The organism is Spirosoma terrae, assembly GCF_010435915.1.
Classification (GTDB): Bacteria; Bacteroidota; Bacteroidia; order Cytophagales; family Spirosomataceae; genus Spirosoma; species Spirosoma terrae.
The window spans coordinates 685,918-706,075 of sequence record NZ_JAAFZH010000001.1; the positions used below are offsets into that span (position 1 = coordinate 685,918).

General features: G+C 47.3%; 16 protein-coding genes. 6 read left to right on the top strand and 10 right to left on the bottom strand.

Annotated elements, in window-relative coordinates; translation table 11 throughout:
• Positions 1-98: 98 nt before the first annotated feature.
• The 3 genes from GK108_RS02960 to GK108_RS02970 form a co-directional block, all read right to left on the bottom strand.
• Positions 99-821: an RluA family pseudouridine synthase gene (locus tag GK108_RS02960; RefSeq protein ID WP_163942487.1), complete on the bottom strand. Its 723-nt coding sequence runs from the start codon at positions 819-821 to the stop codon at positions 99-101.
• 157 nt (positions 822-978) lie between these two features.
• Positions 979-1,218, bottom strand: a complete 240-nt coding sequence (gene rpmB, locus GK108_RS02965) for a 50S ribosomal protein L28 (RefSeq protein ID WP_163942489.1) — start codon at positions 1,216-1,218, stop codon at positions 979-981.
• A 66-nt stretch (positions 1,219-1,284) separates the two neighbouring features.
• Positions 1,285-1,461 carry a DUF5522 domain-containing protein gene (locus GK108_RS02970; protein ID WP_163942491.1) on the bottom strand — a complete coding sequence of 59 codons (177 nt, stop codon included), beginning with the start codon at positions 1,459-1,461 and terminating at the stop codon, positions 1,285-1,287.
• A gap of 141 nt (positions 1,462-1,602) precedes the next feature.
• On the opposite strand from GK108_RS02970, the gene rocD reads away from it, so the two are divergent.
• The gene (gene rocD, locus GK108_RS02975; RefSeq protein ID WP_163942494.1) at positions 1,603-2,850 is read left to right on the top strand and encodes an ornithine--oxo-acid transaminase; all 1,248 of its coding nucleotides are present in this window, start codon (positions 1,603-1,605) and stop codon (positions 2,848-2,850) included.
• A gap of 76 nt (positions 2,851-2,926) precedes the next feature.
• Here the strand turns inward: rocD and GK108_RS02980 are convergent, their stop codons facing one another.
• A complete protein-coding gene (locus GK108_RS02980; RefSeq protein WP_317166477.1) occupies positions 2,927-4,009 on the bottom strand; it encodes a hypothetical protein in 1,083 nt (360 codons plus the stop codon).
• Between the two features lie 282 nt (positions 4,010-4,291).
• Here GK108_RS02980 and GK108_RS02985 point away from each other — a divergent pair, with 282 nt between their 5' ends.
• Genes GK108_RS02985 through GK108_RS02995 form a run of 3 tightly spaced genes read left to right on the top strand, consistent with a single transcriptional unit; the run spans position 4,292 to position 8,060 of the window.
• Entirely contained in the window at positions 4,292-4,828 is a 537-nt protein-coding gene (locus GK108_RS02985; RefSeq protein WP_163942497.1) for a (2Fe-2S)-binding protein, read from the top strand.
• Between the two features lie 5 nt (positions 4,829-4,833).
• Complete coding sequence (locus GK108_RS02990) at positions 4,834-5,832, top strand: FAD binding domain-containing protein (protein WP_163942500.1); 999 nt, start codon at positions 4,834-4,836, stop codon at positions 5,830-5,832.
• Entirely contained in the window at positions 5,829-8,060 is a 2,232-nt protein-coding gene (locus GK108_RS02995; RefSeq protein ID WP_163942503.1) for a xanthine dehydrogenase family protein molybdopterin-binding subunit, read from the top strand. Before GK108_RS02990 ends, GK108_RS02995 begins: the two co-directional genes overlap by 4 nt.
• 48 nt (positions 8,061-8,108) lie before the next feature.
• On the opposite strand, the gene GK108_RS03000 is transcribed toward GK108_RS02995, so the two are convergent.
• From GK108_RS03000 to GK108_RS03015, 4 genes are all read right to left on the bottom strand, one after another.
• Positions 8,109-9,134 carry a WD40/YVTN/BNR-like repeat-containing protein gene (locus GK108_RS03000; protein ID WP_163942505.1) on the bottom strand — a complete coding sequence of 342 codons (1,026 nt, stop codon included), beginning with the start codon at positions 9,132-9,134 and terminating at the stop codon, positions 8,109-8,111.
• Between the two features lie 63 nt (positions 9,135-9,197).
• Entirely contained in the window at positions 9,198-9,707 is a 510-nt protein-coding gene (locus GK108_RS03005) for a hypothetical protein (RefSeq protein ID WP_163942508.1), read from the bottom strand.
• A 17-nt stretch (positions 9,708-9,724) separates the two neighbouring features.
• Complete coding sequence (locus GK108_RS03010; protein WP_163942511.1) at positions 9,725-10,183, bottom strand: hypothetical protein; 459 nt, start codon at positions 10,181-10,183, stop codon at positions 9,725-9,727.
• Positions 10,184-10,438: 255 nt separating this feature from the next.
• On the bottom strand, positions 10,439-11,239 hold the full coding sequence (locus tag GK108_RS03015; protein WP_163942514.1) for a Rossmann-like and DUF2520 domain-containing protein: 801 nt from the start codon (positions 11,237-11,239) through the stop codon (positions 10,439-10,441).
• Positions 11,240-11,409: 170 nt separating this feature from the next.
• On the opposite strand from GK108_RS03015, the gene GK108_RS03020 reads away from it, so the two are divergent.
• Positions 11,410-12,927, top strand: coding sequence for a cellulose synthase family protein (locus tag GK108_RS03020; RefSeq protein WP_163942516.1), 1,518 nt, complete (start codon positions 11,410-11,412; stop codon positions 12,925-12,927).
• An 87-nt stretch (positions 12,928-13,014) separates the two neighbouring features.
• Entirely contained in the window at positions 13,015-13,914 is a 900-nt protein-coding gene (locus GK108_RS03025; RefSeq protein WP_163942518.1) for an SAM hydrolase/SAM-dependent halogenase family protein, read from the top strand.
• Positions 13,915-13,973: 59 nt separating this feature from the next.
• Here the strand turns inward: GK108_RS03025 and GK108_RS03030 are convergent, their stop codons facing one another.
• Together GK108_RS03030 and GK108_RS03035 are read right to left on the bottom strand one after the other, a co-directional pair.
• A complete protein-coding gene (locus GK108_RS03030; RefSeq protein ID WP_163942521.1) occupies positions 13,974-17,489 on the bottom strand; it encodes an SdrD B-like domain-containing protein in 3,516 nt (1,171 codons plus the stop codon).
• A gap of 477 nt (positions 17,490-17,966) precedes the next feature.
• The gene (locus GK108_RS03035; RefSeq protein WP_163942524.1) at positions 17,967-20,090 is read right to left on the bottom strand and encodes a S9 family peptidase; all 2,124 of its coding nucleotides are present in this window, start codon (positions 20,088-20,090) and stop codon (positions 17,967-17,969) included.
• Positions 20,091-20,158 lie beyond the last annotated feature (68 nt).

The window sequence follows — 20,158 nt, forward strand, 5'->3', positions numbered from 1 at the left end:
TAACAACTTATGTTTTTGAGAATCTAGTGCATTTAGCGCTGTATTCTGAGAAACATAAGCCGAAAACTAGGAACTATACGTCAAAAACCCTGAACCGCTCAGCTAAATTTTTCCAACTGCTTCACTAATACGCCAAAATCTTTTGGATAAGGAGCAACAAACGTTTGTTCTTCGCCATCCAGCAGGCTGAACGTCAGTGAATGGGCGTGGAGCGCAACCCGTTGAATAAGCGGTAGTTCTTCGGTGCCCTGCTTCAGATTGAATTTGCGCTTCACATCAGATAGATAAACCGGGTCGCCACCGTAGGTCGGATCATTCACAATAGGCGCTTTCAGGCACATCAGGTGAACCCGAATCTGGTGCATGCGGCCCGTAATGGGCAAACATTCAACCAGCGTCGTCGTTCGATACGCCTGCAACGTATTGAAAATAGTTTCGGCCACTTTCCCTTTTTCCCGATCAATACGTACTGCTGTGCCATCTTTGATCGGCGAGATGGGTAAGTAGACAGAAACACTATCAAAATCGTGAACACCATTTGCTACAGCGTGGTAGCGTTTGGTTACTTCCCGGTGTTCAAACTGCATGGCCAGGTGCCGATACGCTTCCGGGTTTTTAGCAATGGCCAGTATGCCCGATGTTTCCTTGTCCAGGCGATGCCCAAGCTGTACATCCGGATGGTATGCTTTAGCCATTCGGATAATACTTTGCCCGCCACGGTCGGTGGTACGTTCGTCCAGCGACGCTACGTAGGGCGGCTTATTGATCAGGATGTAATCATCGTTTTCAAAAACGATGATATCTTCAAAATTTATTTTCAACGTAATATCCGACTTAGTTATATGTTGTTACGTAGTGTTTGAGGAGCTTGTATACATGAAAAACGGCCTGGCCAGTCAGGCAAGCCTCAAACGCTAAAGCAAACACAAAAAGCCTCCTCCATGCCGGAAGAGGCTCCATGAAATATCGTTCGTAAGACTATACTGACAGCGTACCGCGCTCGTATGCCTTGCGTAGAGTTGCTTCCAGACCGTTTTTGTTGATGGTCTTGATAGCTGATGTAGAAACTTTCAACGTAACCCATTCGCCAGTTGACTCGACGAAGAACCGCTTTTTCTGCAGGTTCGGGAAAAATTTACGCTTAGTTTTATTGTTAGCGTGCGAAACGTTGTTTCCTACACGTGTGCGCTTTCCTGTGATTTGACAAACTTTGGCCATTACCGTACTCGTTTTCCGTATGAGGGCGCAAAATTAGCTAATCTATTCATAATCTGCAATGTCATTCTATCTTTTTTTGAACCCATACGGGCAATGACGGCATCCATTTTGGCAACAATAGCCCCGTTTAAGGTGGTAGGAGGCCGTAAAAACGATAAAACCATCGGGAGTATAGTAGTAGTCACTGTCGGATAAGTCAGAAACTTTTTTGGATTCCTGCGCCGGTTGAGAGGGTTTGGGCATGTGCTCGAATAACTGTATTTTTGAGAAAACGGTCTGTGTAGCGTATTGGTTGCACTAGACGAAAGCCGCTGAATGAGCCATATCGATACGTATGTAGCTTCTTCATCAACCTACTTACTTTAAACTTCTTTTACTGTAGTTATGGAAACGACACTGCCAATTTCTGCCACCGACCAGGCCATGCAATTGGAATGGAACTATGGCGCACATAATTACCACCCTGTTCCGGTTGTATTGACGCGGGGTGAAGGCGTTTTTGTTTGGGACGTCGAAAAGAAACGTTATTTTGATTTTCTGTCGGCCTACAGCGCTGTTAGTCAGGGTCATTGTCATCCGCGCATTATCAATGCCATGATTCAGCAGGCTCAGCAATTAACCCTGACATCACGCGCTTTTTATAACGATAAGACTGGGCTTTGCGAAAAATACCTCTGTGACTATTTCGGCTACGACAAAGCGTTGCTGATGAATTCAGGGGCCGAAGGCGGAGAAACGGCTCTGAAACTGACCCGTAAATGGGCTTATAAAGTAAAAGGTATCCCACAGAACGAAGCTAAAACGGTTTATGCTGCCGGGAATTTCTGGGGGAGAACGCTGGCGGCTATTTCATCGTCGACAGACCCTAGCAGTACGAACGATTTTGGCCCGCTTCTGCCGGGTTATATCGTTATCCCTTATAACGACCTGACTGCTTTGGAAGAAACGTTTAAAAGCGATCCGAACATAGCCGGTTTTATGGTTGAGCCGATTCAGGGTGAGGCTGGCGTCGTTGTTCCCGACGAAGGCTATTTACGGGGCGTTCGGGAGTTATGTACAGCCTACAACGTACTGTTTATCGCTGATGAGGTGCAGACCGGAATTGGGCGCACCGGAACACGAGTTGCCTGCGATCACGAAGGGGTTAAGCCCGATTTGCTGATTTTGGGGAAAGCGTTATCGGGCGGTACAATGCCCGTATCGGCCGTGTTGACATCCGATGAGGTGATGCTGACTATCAAACCCGGCGAACATGGTAGTACGTATGGCGGTAACCCGCTGGCCTGCGTCGTTACGATGGAAGCACTGCAGGTTGTGGAAGATGAAAAACTGGCCGAGAATGCAACGGCAATGGGCAACATATTTCGTTCGCGGATGACGGCTTTGACTCAGAAAACCGATCTGGTTAAGTCGGTGCGTGGTAGAGGCTTGTTGAATGCTATCGTGATCAAAGAACGCCCTGATCTTGGATCGGAAACTGCCTGGGAAATCTGTCTGAAGTTGAAAGATAACGGATTACTGACCAAGCCCACGCACGGCGATAAAATTCGCTTTGCTCCTCCGCTGGTGATTAACGAAGATCAGATGCACGAAGCCTGCGATATCATCGAAAAAACGATTCTGGCGTTTTAAATGATAGGTAGTAATAAGTAGGGCCGGGGAATCGTCGATTCCCCGGCCCTACTTATTGATAAAGAAAACCTATTAATTAATCGCTAGCCTTGGTGCCATCCGAATTGTAGAAAACACCACCGGGGATCGGCTGGCCGTTTTTAAAGTTGGCTACGAGACGACCGCCATCGGCAAAATGATACGTTCCTTTGCCATTAGGCACATTGTTCTGAAACCAGCCTGCATATTTGTCGCCATTACGGTAGTAATAGATTCCGTAGTCGGTACGAAGATTATCCCGGAAGTTTCCTTTATACTTTACTTTGCCGTCGGCGTAGTATTCAGTGCCTTCGCCGTGCTTGTCGCCTTCTTCAAACTCGCCTACGTAGCGTTCCCGAGTAGGATAAACAAACACACCACTTCCGTCCTCACAATCGCCCGATACACAGCCTACCGTTGTTCGGGTGGTGTTGGCGGCTGGCATTTCGATGGGTCGGGATGGCTGGGTTGGGCGAGTATTAGTCGCAATCGTTTTGGGGGCTAAAACCGCCGGTGTCTTTACCGCTGATCGAGTCTTTGGGTACATGGCTTCGGCTTCCAGCCAACCTTTTCGAATCGCTTCCAGACGCGCCGGTTTGGCGGGGTGAGTCGACGTAGCATGTTCATCGCCCAGCATTTTAACGGCTACGGTGGCTTCGTCGAGTGATGCGCCCAACTGGTGCAATACAAAGCCAGAAAACCGGTCTGCTTCTATTTCTTTTTGTGGTTGACCTCCGCGTCCGTCAATGGTATGGCCCTGCAAATGATGACCAATTTCGTGCGCCATAATACTTATTGCCGACCAGTCGGTCTCGGTTTCTTCTTCAATGCCCTGCATGAAGGCTGCATCGTAGATTATAAATCGCTGACCTTTCACGACTGTAGCAAAGCAGTTGTCGGTATTGGAGCACTCCATTACCTTAAAATTCCGCATTAGGCCGATCGGCTTCAGGATTCGATCAACTACGCGCTCGGCATGGCCGTTTGAAGAGGATGCCGAGTTGCCACAAATGACCTGCGGACCGACAGTGCCACCGGTATATCGACAAATAAATGTTTCCTGATTTGGAATCTGAGCAACTGCTGGCGTAAGAAAGACCGCACTGACTAAAAGAGCGGATATTGATAGGGCCGTTTTCACAAGTATAACCGAGGAGGCAAAGCGTTCAACACGGCAGAATAACGAATAGAAGCGGGCTACTATTTTAAACAACGACCGTAAAAATCAGAAACGTGTAATGACAGGGCTGAATTAGTTGTGCCAGGGTGGATATACGTACCAGGGTTGCGCTTTAAGCCATTCATACGGTCATCGTAGGGCCACACAAAAAGTATCTCTAGTATTTCTGTAGATTTCTGAACATCGACACTAGACGGCCGTTCTACTACGTACCTGATCCATTTGATAAGCCGTGAAACACCTATGCAGTCAACTTCCATTCTCAGCGCCGAGGTAACTGTTGCGTTACCAGAGAAAAGCCTGGTTACATTAACCATCAATGGCGAAAAAAAACAGTTGGAATTAGCCCCCTGGACTACTTTACTCGATGCACTTCGTGAGTATTTGGATTTGACGGGTACCAAGAAAGGCTGTGATCATGGACAATGTGGAGCCTGTACGGTTTTGGTCGATGGCAAGCGAATCAACTCGTGTCTGACATTGGCTGTGATGAAAGAAGGCGCTTCGATCACAACTATCGAAGGGCTTGCTACCGTAGATGAGAATGCTACGGTGCAGTTACACCCCTTGCAGGACGCCTTTATTCAACACGATGCCTACCAGTGTGGCTATTGTACACCCGGACAGATTTGTTCGGCAGTTGGTTTGATGAACGAAGGCCGGGCCAAAACTACCGACGACATCCGCGAGCTGATGAGCGGGAATATATGCCGATGTGGGGCTTATCCGCACATTGTGGATGCTATAAGTGAGGTAATGCAAATCGATAAAAATTCCTGACGTTTATGAATAGCTTTTCGTATGTCCGTCCCGATGAGATCGATGTGGCCATTGATGATCTGAGTGTTCATCATGCGGCTAAATTCATCGCCGGTGGAACAAACCTTCTTGATCTAATGAAGGAAAACGTCGAGCGGCCAGCCCGACTGGTCGATATTAATCGCTTACCGTTGCAGACGATTGACGATACCGCTGAAGGAGGTCTGCGGCTGGGCGCGCTGGTAACCAATGCCGATACTGCTTATAACGAACAAGTGGAGAAACGATATCCCTTGTTGTCGCAGGCTATTCTGGCGGGTGCTTCCCCCCAGCTCAGGAATATGGCTACCAACGGTGGAAACCTGTTTCAGCGCACCCGCTGCTATTATTTTTACGATACCGATATGCCCTGCAATAAGCGGAAGCCCGGTTCTGGCTGTGGAGCAATTAATGGGTATAACCGGATACACGCCATTCTGGGTACGAGCGACAGTTGCATTGCCACTCATCCGTCTGACATGTGCGTAGCGCTACGTGCGCTCGATGCTGTCGTACACGTTTCGGGTCGTTTAGGGGAACGTACCATTCCGATGGCCGATTTCCATCGCTTGCCGGGGAATACACCACAATACGATAACACCGTTCAGCCAGGAGAACTGGTAACGGCCATTGAGTTACCGGCCAAAGGTTTTGCCGATCACTACGCGTATTTAAAACTACGGGATCGGGCATCCTATGCTTTCGCGCTGGTATCGGTAGCTGTTGGGCTGGATATAAACAATGACGGAACGATAACAGAAGCGCGTATTGCGCTGGGTGGCGTAGCTCACAAGCCCTGGCGTAGACCCGAGTCGGAAGAACAACTGGTTGGGCAATCTGCCAGCAAGGAGGTTTTTCAACTCGTTGCTGACTCAATTATCGACGGGGCCAAAGGGTATGGTCACAATACATTCAAAGTCGAACTGGCCAGACGAGCCATCGTACGAGCGCTGATGCAGGCTTCAAAACTGGAAAAGATATCATGACCCAATACATCGGAAAGCCAATCAACCGCGTTGATGGCCTGGACAAAGTGACGGGTAAAGCCCGATATGCTGCTGAATTCAACGTGCCTGAGCTGGCTTATGGCGTTGTGATTTCCAGCGCCATCACTAAAGGGAAAATAGTACGTATCGACGCTAGCGATGCCTTGAGCCTGGAGGGCGTTTTACAGGTTTTTACGCACGAAAACCGGCCTAAACTGGCCTGGTTTGATCTGAGCTATAAAGATCAGGACGCCCCACCTGGTTCGCCATTCAGGCCTTTACACGATGAAAAAATCAAATACAGTGGTCAGCCGGTCGCATTGGTGGTAGCCGAAACATACGAAGTGGCCCGGTATGCGGCTTCTCTAATTCAGATTGAGTATGAGGAGGAGGAGCACGAAACGTCTCTGGAAGCTAACAAGGATCGGGCTCGTAAACCTAAATCAGGTCTTGCCAGCGCTCTCAAACCGCCCCCGCCTAAGCCTCGCGGTGATTTTGAGGAGGTTTTCAACGCAGCGCCCGTCCGCACAATTTCCCGTTACGTTCATTCGGTCGAGCATCATAACCCGATGGAGATGTTTGCTACGACAGTTGTTTATGAGAAAAAAGGCAAGCTGACCATATACGACAAAACTCAGGGAGCGCCCAATAGTCAGCTCTACGTTTCGCAGGTGTTCAACATCCCATTCCGTGATGTTCGGGTGATATCGCCTTACGTAGGCGGAGCGTTTGGATCGGCACTCCGACCACAGTATCAGTTGTTTCTAGCTGTTCTGGCAGCCAGAGAATTAAAACGGTCGGTTCGGGTATCATTGACTCGCCAGCAGATGTTTACGTTCGGGCATCGACCCGCCACTAATCAGACGATTGCTTTGGGAGCCAATGCCGACGGTGAGATGACTGCTATGTATCACGAGGCTATCAGTGAAACGTCGCGGTTTGAAGATTATACGGAAGTCGTCGTTAACTGGAGCGGTATGTTGTACCCTCCCGAAAATGTCATACTCGACTATAAACTGGTGCCGCTCGATGTATACACTCCCCTCGATATGCGGGCGCCGGGTGGTGTAACGGGTGTGTCGGCGCTGGAATGTGCGGTGGACGAACTTGCCTATAAACTGGGAATAGATCCGCTGGAATTTCGTCTGAAGAACTACACGGAGCGAGACATGAATGAGGATCTGCCTTATTCGAGCAAAGAACTTCGCGAATGTTTTCGGCAGGGTGCTGAGCGGTTCGGATGGGCAAAACGCAATCCTGAGCCTCGCTCCATGCGTAATGGCTCTAATCTGATTGGTTGGGGAATGGCTACTGGTATTTGGGATGCGATGCAAATGCCTGCCCGAGCGGAAGCCGTATTAATGGTGAATGGAAAGCTGCGAGTCAGTAGCGCTACGGCCGATATTGGAACCGGTACGTATACCGTAATGACGCAGATTGCGGCCGATACGTTGGGTATGCCCGTTGAAGACGTACTATTTAAACTGGGTGATACCGAACTGCCTTTGGCACCAATTCAGGGAGGTTCGTGGACAGTGGCCACCGTTGGATCGGCTGTTAAAGCAGTTTGCGAAGATCTGGGGAAAACACTTTTCAAATTGGCTAAGAAGCTGCCTGGTTCGCCCTTCTCGAAAGTCGATTATCAGGATGTCGTATTTCTCGATAAGTCGATTCAGTTAAAAGCAGATTCAGCCTTACGGGTTTCGTTACAGGACGTAGTGGATTCGAATGGTGGTCGGGCGGTTCGGGAAACCTCCACGTCGTTACCTAATATGCTTCAACAACGGAAATATGCCCGAAGCGTACATTCGGCTGTATTCGCTGAAGTACAAATCGACGAAGAACTAGGAACCGTCAAGGTAACCCGACTCGTGAGTGCTATTGCTGGTGGTCGAATTATTAATCCCAAAACAGCCCGCTCTCAAATTATTGGTGGTATGGTCTGGGGAATCAGTAAAGCGCTGGAAGAAGAGAGCGTTATGGATCATCAGGTCGGTCGATTCATGAATCACAGTCTGGCTGAATACCACGTAGCGGTCAACGCAGATATTCATGAGCTGGACGTAGTGTTCGTAGAGGAAGACGATACGATCGTTAATCCACTCGGGGCAAAAGGACTGGGCGAAATAGGCATTGTTGGTGTCCCGGCGGCCATTTCGAATGCCGTTTTCCACGCTACGGGCAAGCGCATACGGGAACTGCCCATTACGTTGGATAAGTTATTATGAAATTGACAGGCCGGAAGCATTTCGCTTCCGACCTGTCGGTTTACTGTGTTATTTGAATCGCTGAACAGCCACTTTACCTTTTGCGCCAACAGCGTAGCATGTTCCTTTTGCGCAGGCAAGCGAATGAAAGCCATCGTTATCCATTTTTTGCCAGGTCTGTCCCTGGTCAGCCGAGATGCTTGTTCCCGATGGGCCAACGGCGATGATGCGATCGCCGGGCAGGAGAGAAATGGCTTCTTTCAGTCCTGGAGGGTCGGTCTGGGCGAGGAGCTGCCAGGTTTGGCCACCATCTCGTGATATAATAGCATTGGCACCTGCCAGTTGTTCCTGCTTATAGTTACCGCCCACAGCGATACCTGTTTTATCACTAAAGAATTGCATACCAAATAGGCCAGTTGCGTCGCCCGCTGGGAGGGGAGTGTTGACAACGGACCAATTTCGGCCCCGATCGGAAGAGCGAAAGACCCGGCTATTTGTTCCGCCCCCTGATGCAATCCAGACGTTACGTTTGCCCTGAGTCACAAGACTAGTACCGCTTGCCGCGAAAGCAGCTTCGTTAGGTTGCATTACGGGGAGGTTTCCTGCCGGAACAGGTTGCCAGGTTTTTCCACCGTCATCAGTGGTCAGAATAAACCATTTGCCATCAATAGGGTCGCTGAAGACAATTCCGTGTTGTTTATCCCAGAAGCTGATGCCATCAAAAAAAACGCCCTGCTGTTGAGTTTGATAGAGAAGATCCCAGGTTTTGCCCCCGTTAACTGTTTTATAAATTCGGGCCTGGCCTTTTTCGGCGGGGCCTGCACTCATGAAATAAGCTGTCTGATCATCAATAGCATGAACATCCCGAAAATCGCAGTCCTGCGCATCAGGAATCGTACCGGTCTGCCAGGTTTTTCCGCCATCGGTAGTGCGAACAAACGTACCTTTTGTCCCACCAATCCAGGCAATATCAGGACTTGACACGCTCACCGACCTAAAACTAGCGTCCGTTTGAACGGACTGGGGTTGCCACTGAGCAAAGGCTGAAGATGTTACGGAGAAAAGAGCTAGAAAAAAGCCAGTAATTCGTTTCATGGGTATACAATTGACATCCAAATGGCCTAAACAATTATGCCAGTCTGTAAACCCACCGGTCGCTTATTGTGTTTGTTTCGGTAATGTAGGCGCTGCCTGTTCGGTGGTTGCTTTCAGTCGATTAATTTCCTGTTCCAGACTGCTTGATTTGAAATAATAGTAGAGGCCAAGAATGAGAAAAATCTTGGAAAGAACAAATACCGCAATAAACGCAGGACGCCAGTATTTATGCACTCGTATGTGCGTATCATCTACTTCAACGTCGATATAATTTGGTTTGTCAGAGCTTTTATCCGAGTCTTTTTGTTTAGACTGGTCATCCTTTTCTGTTCCCCATTTTTTTATTTCTGTTTTATTGATCTGCTCCAGGATCGTATACTTAAGGGCAGGGGGAGGAGGGACCGCATTTTCTAAAAAATGACGTTCTATATCGAGCTCTAATTCCTGTAGTTGAGCCTGAATTTCTGGATCAGTGGCAGCCAGACGCTCTACCTCCTGTTTCTCGTCCTCAGACACGAGGCCAAGCAGATAGGACTCTAAAATGCCACTCGTTAGATATTGATAGTTTTTCAAAGCGAGTATATGTTGTGTTACGGTCTACGAAGATACTTAAAATAATCACGCATAGACTTCATAGCGTCTACGTATGAGATTTTTAGGCGTTCGGCAATAGCTGGAAGTTCATATCCCTGATTAAATGATAAATCAAAGATATATTTGCCCATATTACCATCTTCGACGTGACTTTGTTCAGGAAAAACTGCTCCAATTGCAGAAGAGGATACCCGATTTACGTCAAGAGCTTTTGCTCTGGCAAGCCTGATAATAGCACAGGCAGGGCTATTACTGGGCGAGGCTAAACATTGCTCTATTTGGGGCGATGCAAATAAGCTCACCAGAGCCTGTTGCGCCAGGTTTGGGTCGGGAATGATCTGGAGAATGATTCCGTAGGCCATAGCTCCGTATTGCTCATATAATCTAATACGATCAAACCTTGGGCTTATGTCTTGTGAATTGGAGTTTCCGTCTGGTTGTTGTAACACACCCATACCATGTTTAATTAGTAGCGGAGCCGTGCGGAGGCTATTATTAATACACTAAATTGGATAATAAGCGTATAGTGAATAGACTGTTGAGTATATGAAGCTAATTTAATTTGATAGCGTATTCAAATACGTTTAATTAAATGCTTCTGTAAAGCTATTTAATTAAACGATTTATATCAAGAATAGAACACTTTATTAAATGAGATGTCCGAATCAGTAATAGATTCTGGAATTAATTCTTAAGAAGGCAACTTCTGATTATTTTCTGTATCGCTGAATTATATTTTTAGTAATTAACTGATAAATCTCCGCTAATTGTGGGGCGTTTTCCAACTGAGCCAGATGACGTTCAATAGTGCTTAAATCTCCTCGTCGGGCGGGCCCTGTTTGTACATCAGCTGGATTGTCGACCGAAAGTCCCTTCTGAATAGTTTCCCGAATAATAGGACGTAACAGATCAAATTCGAGTTGCTGAGCGGTTGTCAGATCATGGGCAATCGTTAGTAGATGATTGGTGAAATTACAGGCGAAAACGGCTGCTAGGTGTAACGTACTACGTTCGGCCGACGTAATGATATAGACAATATCGCTCAACTCCTGACCCAGTTTCACCAGTATGTCTTCCGTTTCCTTATCAGTGGCTTCAACACAGATAGGAATGTCCATAAAATCCATAAACGGACGCCCTCGGGTAAATGTCTGTAACGCGTAAAAAACACCAGTCTGCACGGGTACATCGCTATAAATGGTTTCCCATCGCTCCAGTTTACTCAGCGATTGGCTGCCTGATGTATGAACAAGAATAGCATTTTCAGGAAGTACTAGCTGGGAGCAAACCGATTCAAGACTGTCGTCGGGAACGGCAAGAATAAATAGTTGGGATGGACTATCGGCAAAGTTTAAATCAGAATGCGTTCGGGCATCATACAAATTACTAACCAGTTGTCGGCTATGCTGAAGCTGTCTGCTGTAAACTTCGTTAACATGGTGCCCCGCATTTTCGAGGGCAGGAGCAAGGTGCCAGGCCAGATTTCCGGCCCCAACAAATGAAATTTCCATGGTCAAGTATAGGACATTTTAGCCGAATTCAGAATTTATTCAGGCGTAATGTCTCGTATATGGTCACCTCTATTGAGTACAAAAGCTACCTAAGCTAACAAGTGGTAACAAAAACAATAGCCCCTTGTTAATGTCGCTGATAGACTCAACGTTAGAAAAACTTTTATGACATGGAAATCACAGTCCTGATTCTGTATGGGCTGGCTTTATTGCTATTGTTTTTATACAACTGTGGCCAACTAAGCCTGATTATTATTTATCTATTTTCCGAACGCAAACGCCGGGCTGCCATTCTGCCAATTGATAACGACTCCGGTACGTTGCCATACGTAACGATACAGTTGCCGGTATACAATGAACTGTACGTAGTGGAACGATTGATCGACGCAGTAGCTCAACTGCATTACCCTAACCATAAGCTCGACATTCAGGTATTGGATGATTCTACCGACGAAACGGTACAGATTATTGCTGCCAAACTAAAAGATTACCAGGATCGGGGTTTGTCTATTGAGCATATCCGTCGACCAGAACGAAAGGGATTTAAAGCAGGGGCATTGGCTTACGGATTAGAAACCGCCAAAGGCGACCTGATCGCCATTTTTGACGCTGACTTTGTACCTGAGCCAGACTTTCTACTGAAAACCGTCCCTCATTTTCATGATCCGAAGGTTGCCATTGTGCAGACGCGTTGGGAACACCTAAATGAAGACTTTTCGCTGATGACGCAACTGCAGGCGTTTGGGCTAAATGCTCATTTTACGATTGAGCAGAGCGGACGATATGCGGCAGGTTTTTTAGCCAACTTCAACGGAACGGGCGGGGTATGGCGTAAAACGGCTATTGCTGATGCAGGGGGCTGGCAAAGCGATACGCTTACCGAGGACTTGGATTTGAGTTATCGTGCTCAGTTGCGTGGCTGGAAATTTGTTTATCGGGAAGATGTTGGATCACCGGCGGAGTTACCAGTAGCGATGAACGCCATAAAATCACAGCAATATCGGTGGATGAAAGGGGCGGCTGAGTGTGCGCGAAAATTATTTGTCAGGGTGATAAACACACCCGGTATTTCGCTGGTCATGAAGCTTCATGCCTTTTTTCATCTGTTCAGTAGCGCAACATTTATTCTGGTTCTGATTCTGGGTATCATGAGTGTGCCGCTGATCTACATCCGCCAAAGGCATCCCGAGTGGGAAGTAGTTTTCAACGTAATTAATCTGTTCCAGTTCAATTTGCTGATACTTATATCGTTTTACGGGATTCCTTTCTGGCTTCTCCAACATAAAAACAAAGCAAAACTGGCCTGGTATTTTCCTATGTACTCCTCCTTGATGATGGGTCTTTCGCTTCATAACACCATTGCAGTCATCGAAGGCTATATCGGTCGAAAAACGCCGTTTGTACGGACACCTAAATTCAATGTAAAAACGGCTCAGGATCGCTGGGATACCAATAAGTACATAGATCGTCAGTTAAGTTGGCTTACAGTGGTCGAGGGTATGCTCGCGCTGTATTTCCTGGGTGGATTAGCTCTGGCTTTCTATGTTCAGGATTTTCGGATGTTCTTTCTGCACATCATGCTGATGGTTGGGTTCGGTATGGTATGTACCTATTCACTACTTCATGCCAGTCGCCGTCCATCCGAACCAGCGGTGCAGTTAACGCCCTCCATGTCGATACAGCTATAATACAGCAGATTCAATTAAAAGAGCGGCCAGTAGCGCGCTGTTGCATAGGGTATATATTTGTAGTGAATAACCTACTTCTTATACCCTATGCGCACTGTTTACAGGTTTATTCTTCTTTTTCTTCTCTGTTCGCAACGCTTGGCATTGGCTCAGAATGGTATCGTAGTTTTTCAATCAGACTTTGGCTTGAAAGATGGCGCTGTATCGGCCATGAAGGGCGTAGCAATGGGCGTTTCAACTAATCTGAAGCTGTTTGATCTCACGCATGAGATTCCGGCGTTCAATATCTGGGAAGCAGCCTATCGGCTCCATCAAACGGTAGCGTATTATCCGAAAGGAACTGTTTTCGTTTCGGTATGCGATCCGGGCGTAGGTACCAACCGGCGTTCGGTAGTGCTCCTGACAAAATCAGGTCATTATATCGTTACGCCCGATAACGGAACGCTCACGCTCGTTGCCGAACAGTTGGGTATACAGGAAGTGCGCGAAATTGATGAAGCACTTAACCGACTGAAAAACTCCAGCGAGTCCTATACGTTTCACGGACGTGATGTATATGCTTATACCGCTGCCCGGCTGGCCTCCCATACCATTACGTTTCAGCAGTTAGGAGCAACGGTTCTGAAAGATGTAGTACGGTTACCCTATCAAAAACCCGACTATTCGGATGGTGTATTACGAGGAACAATTCCGGTGCTCGATACGCAATACGGGAATGTGTGGACCAATATTCCCCGGACCATGCTCGAAAAAATTTCGGTAAAGCCCGGTGAGATGATCCAGGTAATGATCAGGTATAAAAACGAGCTTGTATATGATAAATCGGTTCGTATGGTCAATACGTTTGGGGAAGCGCCAGAGGGTGATGACGTAGCTTATATCAATAGTTTACTGAACTTCTCAGTGGCAGTTAACATGGGTAATTTTTCTGAGAAGTATAAGGTGTTTAGCGGCCCCGACTGGACGGTTACGATCCGTAAAAAATAACAACTGCCTAAAACGCTACGTAGCATTCCAGGCAGTTGACGTTGTTTTACGATATACTATCAGCGAACCGGATCCCCAATTCGACGGGGGCGTTTTGTTTGCTGAAGTACGTAGGGCACACAGATCGAAGCCGGACAATCGCAGATCGTTGGTAACAGCGCCACCGTAACATCAGCGTGACAGCCCGATTGATTATACACCCGGATTGTATAGAATTGCGCTACCGTTGGGTTTGGTAACGTAGCACTCAGTAGACCATTGGAAGGAATCGTTCTGGCGGGTCCAGATAGTGCCGCTGTAGAATCAAACGTAGCGCCCAATGAATATTGATACGTATGAGCTGGGTTAAAATTGCTAATAACAAGCTGTCCATTATCTCTGGCACTATTCCCCAGACAAGTGCTACGTATGGCGCTGGCCTGAACGTTTGGTAGCGTATCTTCCTCAAAAATAATGGGACAGCACGAATAGTCAGGGCAGCTACTTCCGGCGTTGTCGACCTGAAGACTATAGGTACCTGGTTCTGTGACCAGTAAACTATTACTGCTCTGATCCCCAATCAAAGCCCCATTTTTATACCACCGATAGTTCGATTTTCCGGTAGGTGCTGTCAACTCGAATTGATCGCCCAGACACATCAGGATAGGAACCGATGTACAAACTTTGGCGGTATCGCCAGGAATAGTAGCTATGTTATAAAGTATACCGGTTGCGTCGACCCGTACCTGATACGTCAGTGTCAGGCTTTGTCCGGCGCTGATAGATGCTACGTTCCATAAACTGATTGGGTTGCCAGCCGTAAATGTTGTACCCGATGGTGTGCTGGCAGACTCATCGATGTATGTAAGTCCTGCGCTGAGCGAGTCTCGTACTAGTATTGAACCAACACCTGTACCTGTATTGGATAGTACAAGTTTGTAGGTTAGCAAATCGCCAACTTTGGCTATCGACCGATCGACCAGTTTGTTGAGTGTTAGCAGTGACTTACAACCTGTGGGAGCACTATAATTAGTGGTCAGTGTGCTACAGTTTGGGAGGCTAACCGTAACCGTGTGGCTTTGTCCGTCAGCGGAGAGTCCAGAAAATACCGTAGTGAATTGGCTGTCGAAACTGACGCTGGTTGAGAAAGTCCGCGTAATTCCTCCCACACTAATGGTTAACGTATCGGTTTCTTTGCTGTTCGCTACCGTTGATACAACTGTCAGGGAATACGTATCAGTTGTGGGATCGCAGCTGCTGGCAGTTATCGCTGTTGTTAAACTGCAGGGTTCGTCCGTAAATCCGAAATCGTACGTATGGTTATTCTGGCCCGCCGAATTCATCGTAAAGCTGATCGTAGGGTAACCATCTACCAGAAAGGCATCGCTATTGCTTAGCGTTTGTCCGGTATTCTGGATTCCTCTTGTTTCGCCGGTAGTGGGTGAGATTCTTGTCAACAGCAGATCGTTAACCAAGGGCGTATTGCCTAAGGAAGTAACCTTAAGGCAGTACGCTGAATCAGGATTTAACGTAACGCCGTAAATATGGCTACTTGTCGATTGCCCAGTAGCTGATGAAAAATAATAGTTTCCAGTGGCGTCGGTTACCGCTGTCGCAATAGGTGTTCCAGCGCATTTCTCATATAAGGCTACTGTTGCCCCCTGAATAGCGGGTTCGTCCGGGTCCTGTATGCCATCGCGGTTGCTGTCTTTCCAGACGTAGTTGCCTATTTCGATAGGGCTAGGATCGCAAACTGCGCTCATGCCGGTGATGGAGAAATACTTCACGTTGGTTAGGCCTACTCCGTATTTGGTTGTGCCGTTGGTCCAGTCGAAATAGCGCATACCCGACGTACTGACGCAGCCGGGGTCCGTAAAGCCAACCACTACTTCTTTTGTGCCTGGCATAATGAAAATGCCTCCATTCGCCAGGTTAACGTGGTTAAAATAGCTTTGTGCATCGCCGTATATATCGATCCCTTGCTCAAAAAACCATTTAGGACCAGCAATAGTACCTGGTCCGCCATTATCGACTGATAAGTTGGCGGGTTGGCCAGTAAAACTGTGGGCGATGAGGGCCGCACTCGTAAATGGCCCCGATTTCCGGTCTGATTCAAGCTCGAACGTTCCATCGTCCTGCCGCCAGGTACGTAGCAGATAACCTGGCTCGCGGTTCGTATCCGTCGTAAATACTTTTCGGTCGACAATTGTAAAAATGATAGACCCTGTATCATCAAAGCCAATATCATTAAAGAAAGGCTGCTTTTCGCCCGGATTGCCATCGCTTATACTGGTCCGAAAAGGGAATTTCCAGCGTGCCTGAGGGAGGTCAGTAGCCGAAAGATCCCCGATATTGAACGAAGTCAAGTCATGCGAGAATACAACTCGGCTGGCCCCCGTACTGGGGTTCAGTTCGATGATTTTGGCGTATAAGCCCGAGTTATCGCTGGAAGCTGATGCGTCGCATATACCCCCTATGTATAATTTGCCGGCATACATACGTAGCGCCGACGGCCGAAACCGCCCGTTCGTACAGTTGGCAACAGCCGCGGGAATGTCAATTTCAATCGTAGGTAGCTGACTGGTTGAGGTAAACCCTCCGGCTGGAATTGTCTGGTAGTTTATTCCCGAAATATCGAGCCGAATAAGATTGCCCTTACCCATGTTGATGATATAGAGATAACGCTCGTCTTCGCTGATCGTAATACCGCCAAACCCATATTCCCCGATGTTGTTAGTACCTGGCGAAATCGGGAATTGATTGCTGGCTTCAATGCCCATATCACTCAGTTTGGCGAGCAGCTTATACGATTTATAGGTGAAATCAGGCCCCGAGTAATCAACGGCATAAATAGCCGTAGCGCCATCTGGTGCGGGCGGAAAATCACTGAGGTTAGGACTGGATAAGGTAGTTAAAATGGCGAGTTTTTGGCGCTTGTGAATCGTTATCGCATAAGGTACGCCAATTTCATATTTAGTAAGGTCGTCCTGATGGGGCGTCAGACTACAGCTTTGACGCCCAACGGAATGGTTGTCATACGCATTGGACGCAAGCGTTACGTCGCCCCCAAAAGGAATACAACCCGCTATAATTCGGGGAATCGTACTGCCATCGGAGCCGCACTGGTTTGGTACGTAGATGCCCAGATTTATCTGGCTGTCTCCGCCTTTCGCGAATTGTACGGACGTATTGGAACCGCCACCCGCAGCACCATCATTGTAACCGGCAGGCAGTATGAACTCCAGTCGGTAGCTTACTCCCATTGCAATGCCAGAAGTGAGCGTATAATTTCCTCTATTGTCTGTGGCCTCACTGCTGATCAAAGAACCAGCCCGATACGCATTGACAACAACACCGGGAAAACCTGTTTCCAGCGCATCGCGTGACCCATTGTTATTACCATCGAAAAAGACATTTCCGGATATGGACTGGGCTGCCAGATGGCCGGAAAGGAGTAGGCATAATCCCACCAAAAAACCGATTGGCTGGAGGGAATTAGAGGGGAAAAAGGATAACCAGAAGGGGGGCTTATTGACTCTAGTGTCAAGAGGTTGTTGAGTATTTTGGTAATGAGGTGCTTGGTAGACTTTTAACATACAGATCTATAGGAAGCTTAAGGCGTAAGCCTTTTCGTCGCAAAACGTATGCCCATAAATCAGGACATGCGTAAGCGATAATCCTATCTTTCCAGGAATCTGGCTGTCTGTTAGCCGGTTAAGTCGCCCACTAAATGTTGAGTCCTTTTGCTAAAAAAAGACTTAAATAAAAGCTTCGATAATAACTAGTTACGTATTATCTGTTGCTTACGAAAGTGTGTGTAGTTCTAAAAATGAGGTGCAAAGGACGTGCCATTTTTGTAATTTAATAGATTTTAAGTTTATTAAAATGAGGGAAAATGATAAAAAATAATGTTCTAAATGGCCTATTTTATTAAAAAGTAAAGGGAAAGGTATGCCGGTTAATTAATTCGCGATAGGCGGTTGTGTCAAAAAATACTACCTGTAGGTTACTATATAAAAAAAGAAAACGCCCATTCCGCATATGCGCAGAATGGGCGTTTTGTAAATTGATTCTTACTGGCGTTCACCAAGTAGATTCAGTAGAAAAGCATACTCAAGCGCTATTTCTTTTAAAGCCTGAAAACGACCCGATGCTCCTCCATGACCAGCATCCATATTGGTGTGAAGCAGCAACTGGTTTTTATCGGTTTTCAGCGCCCGTAGTTTGGCAACCCATTTGGCCGGTTCCCAATATTGGACCTGCGAATCGTGGAGTCCAGTTGTGACCAGCAAATTAGGATACGCCTTTTTTGTTACGTTATCGTAAGGAGAATACGATAACATATAGTCGTAATACTGCTTTTGTTTGGGATTGCCCCATTCCTCAAATTCACCGGTAGTGAGCGGAATGCTTTCGTCAAGCATGGTAGTCACTACGTCGACAAAAGGTACGGCTGCCACAACACCTTTGTATAACTGAGGTGCCTGATTGATAATCGCACCCATCAACAGTCCGCCCGCGCTGCCTCCCATCGCAAACAGTTTGTCGGAGCTGGTGTATTTGTTCTTGATCAGGTATTCCGATACGTCGACAAAATCGTTAAACGTATTTTTCTTTTTCAGCATCTTGCCATCTTCATACCAGCGACGACCCATTTCCTGCCCGCCACGAATGTGGGCGATGGCATAAATAAACCCACGGTCCAGCAAACTCAGACGAGTGGAGCTAAAGCCGGGATCGGTCGAATAGCCATACGACCCGTAGGAGTACTGAAGCAGAGGTGCTGTTCCATCTTTTTTGGTTCCTTTTCGGTATACGAGAGAAACCGGAACCTGTACGCCATCGCGCGCTGGTACATAGAAGCGTTCTGATACGTAGTTGTTTTTATCAAATCCACCCAGAACCTCCTGTTGCTTCATGAGCTTTTTCTGGCGGGTGTCCATGTCGTAATCAAACGTTGAGTTAGGCGTCGTCAGCGAGGAGTAGCCGTAACGTAGTACGTTGGTATTGAAATCAGGATTATAACCGATGCCTGCTACGTAGGCGGGTTCACCAAAGTCCAGATATTCATCTGTTTTAGTCTTCTGATTGATGACACGAATGTTGGTAAGTCCAGCTTTGCGTTCGCCGAGAACAAGATGATTGACAAATACGTCCATATTGGCCAGATAAACGTCCGGGCGGTGAGCGATGACTTCTTTCCAGGCAGTCCGGTCCGCATTTTTCCCTTCCGGTACCTCCATCAGCCGAAAGTTTTCGGCTTTCCAGTTGGTACGGATATAAAACTTGTCTTTGTAATGAACAATGTCGTATTCATGGCCTTTCTCCCGAGGTAAAAATACCTTGAATTCGCCGGTGGGATTATTCGCTTCCAGTAAGCGATATTCGGTTGAGACACCATTGTGATCGCAGCCGATGGTAATATATTTTTTTGACTTCGAGCGGCCTAAACCCATGTAGAACTGATTATCGGGTTCTTCGTAGACCAGTACGTCGTTTTTAGGGTCAGTGCCTAATACGTGCCGATACACCTGATAACCAAGCAATGTTTGCGGGTCTTTTTTGATGTAAAACAGGGTTTTATTATCGGTCGCCCAGGCAAAACTGCCCGCTTCCGTATCAGGGATTGACTCCGGATAAACTGTACCCGTTTTCAGGTTCTTGATACGTAGCGTGTAGAGACGACGACTGACGGTATCTTCGGCAAAAAGGGCCAGTTCATCGTTGTCAGAGATCTCATAACCTCCGAGCTGATAATAGTTATGCCCCTTAGCCATGGCATTCCCATCGAACATGATCTCTTCGGGGCCATCCAGAGATTCCTTTTTGCGGCAATAAATAGGGTATTCTCCGCCAGTAATAAATCGGGTGTAGTAATAATACGGCCCTTCTTTGTAAGGAACAGATTCATCCTGCTGTTTGATACGGCCCTTCATTTCCTCAAACAGCTTCTCCTGCAAGCCTTTTACGGGAGCCAGCTCCTGTTCCAGATACGCGTTTTCGGCATTTAGGTATTTTATTACTTCAGGGTCTTCGCGTTCGTTCAAATAATAATAGTTGTCGATTCGCTTATGGCCGTTCGTAATCAGTTCTTTAGGTTTGATAGCGGCTTTCGGAGCCGCAACGGGAGTTGGTTGCGCTTGTGTCATGCTATACAGCGTGAGCGTGATAAAAAAAGTAAAACACGTTCGTTTCATAACAGTCCTGGGCTGCGGTTCGTTTCGGGTGATTGCTGGTAAAAATAACGGATTCTTATCAGCTGCCG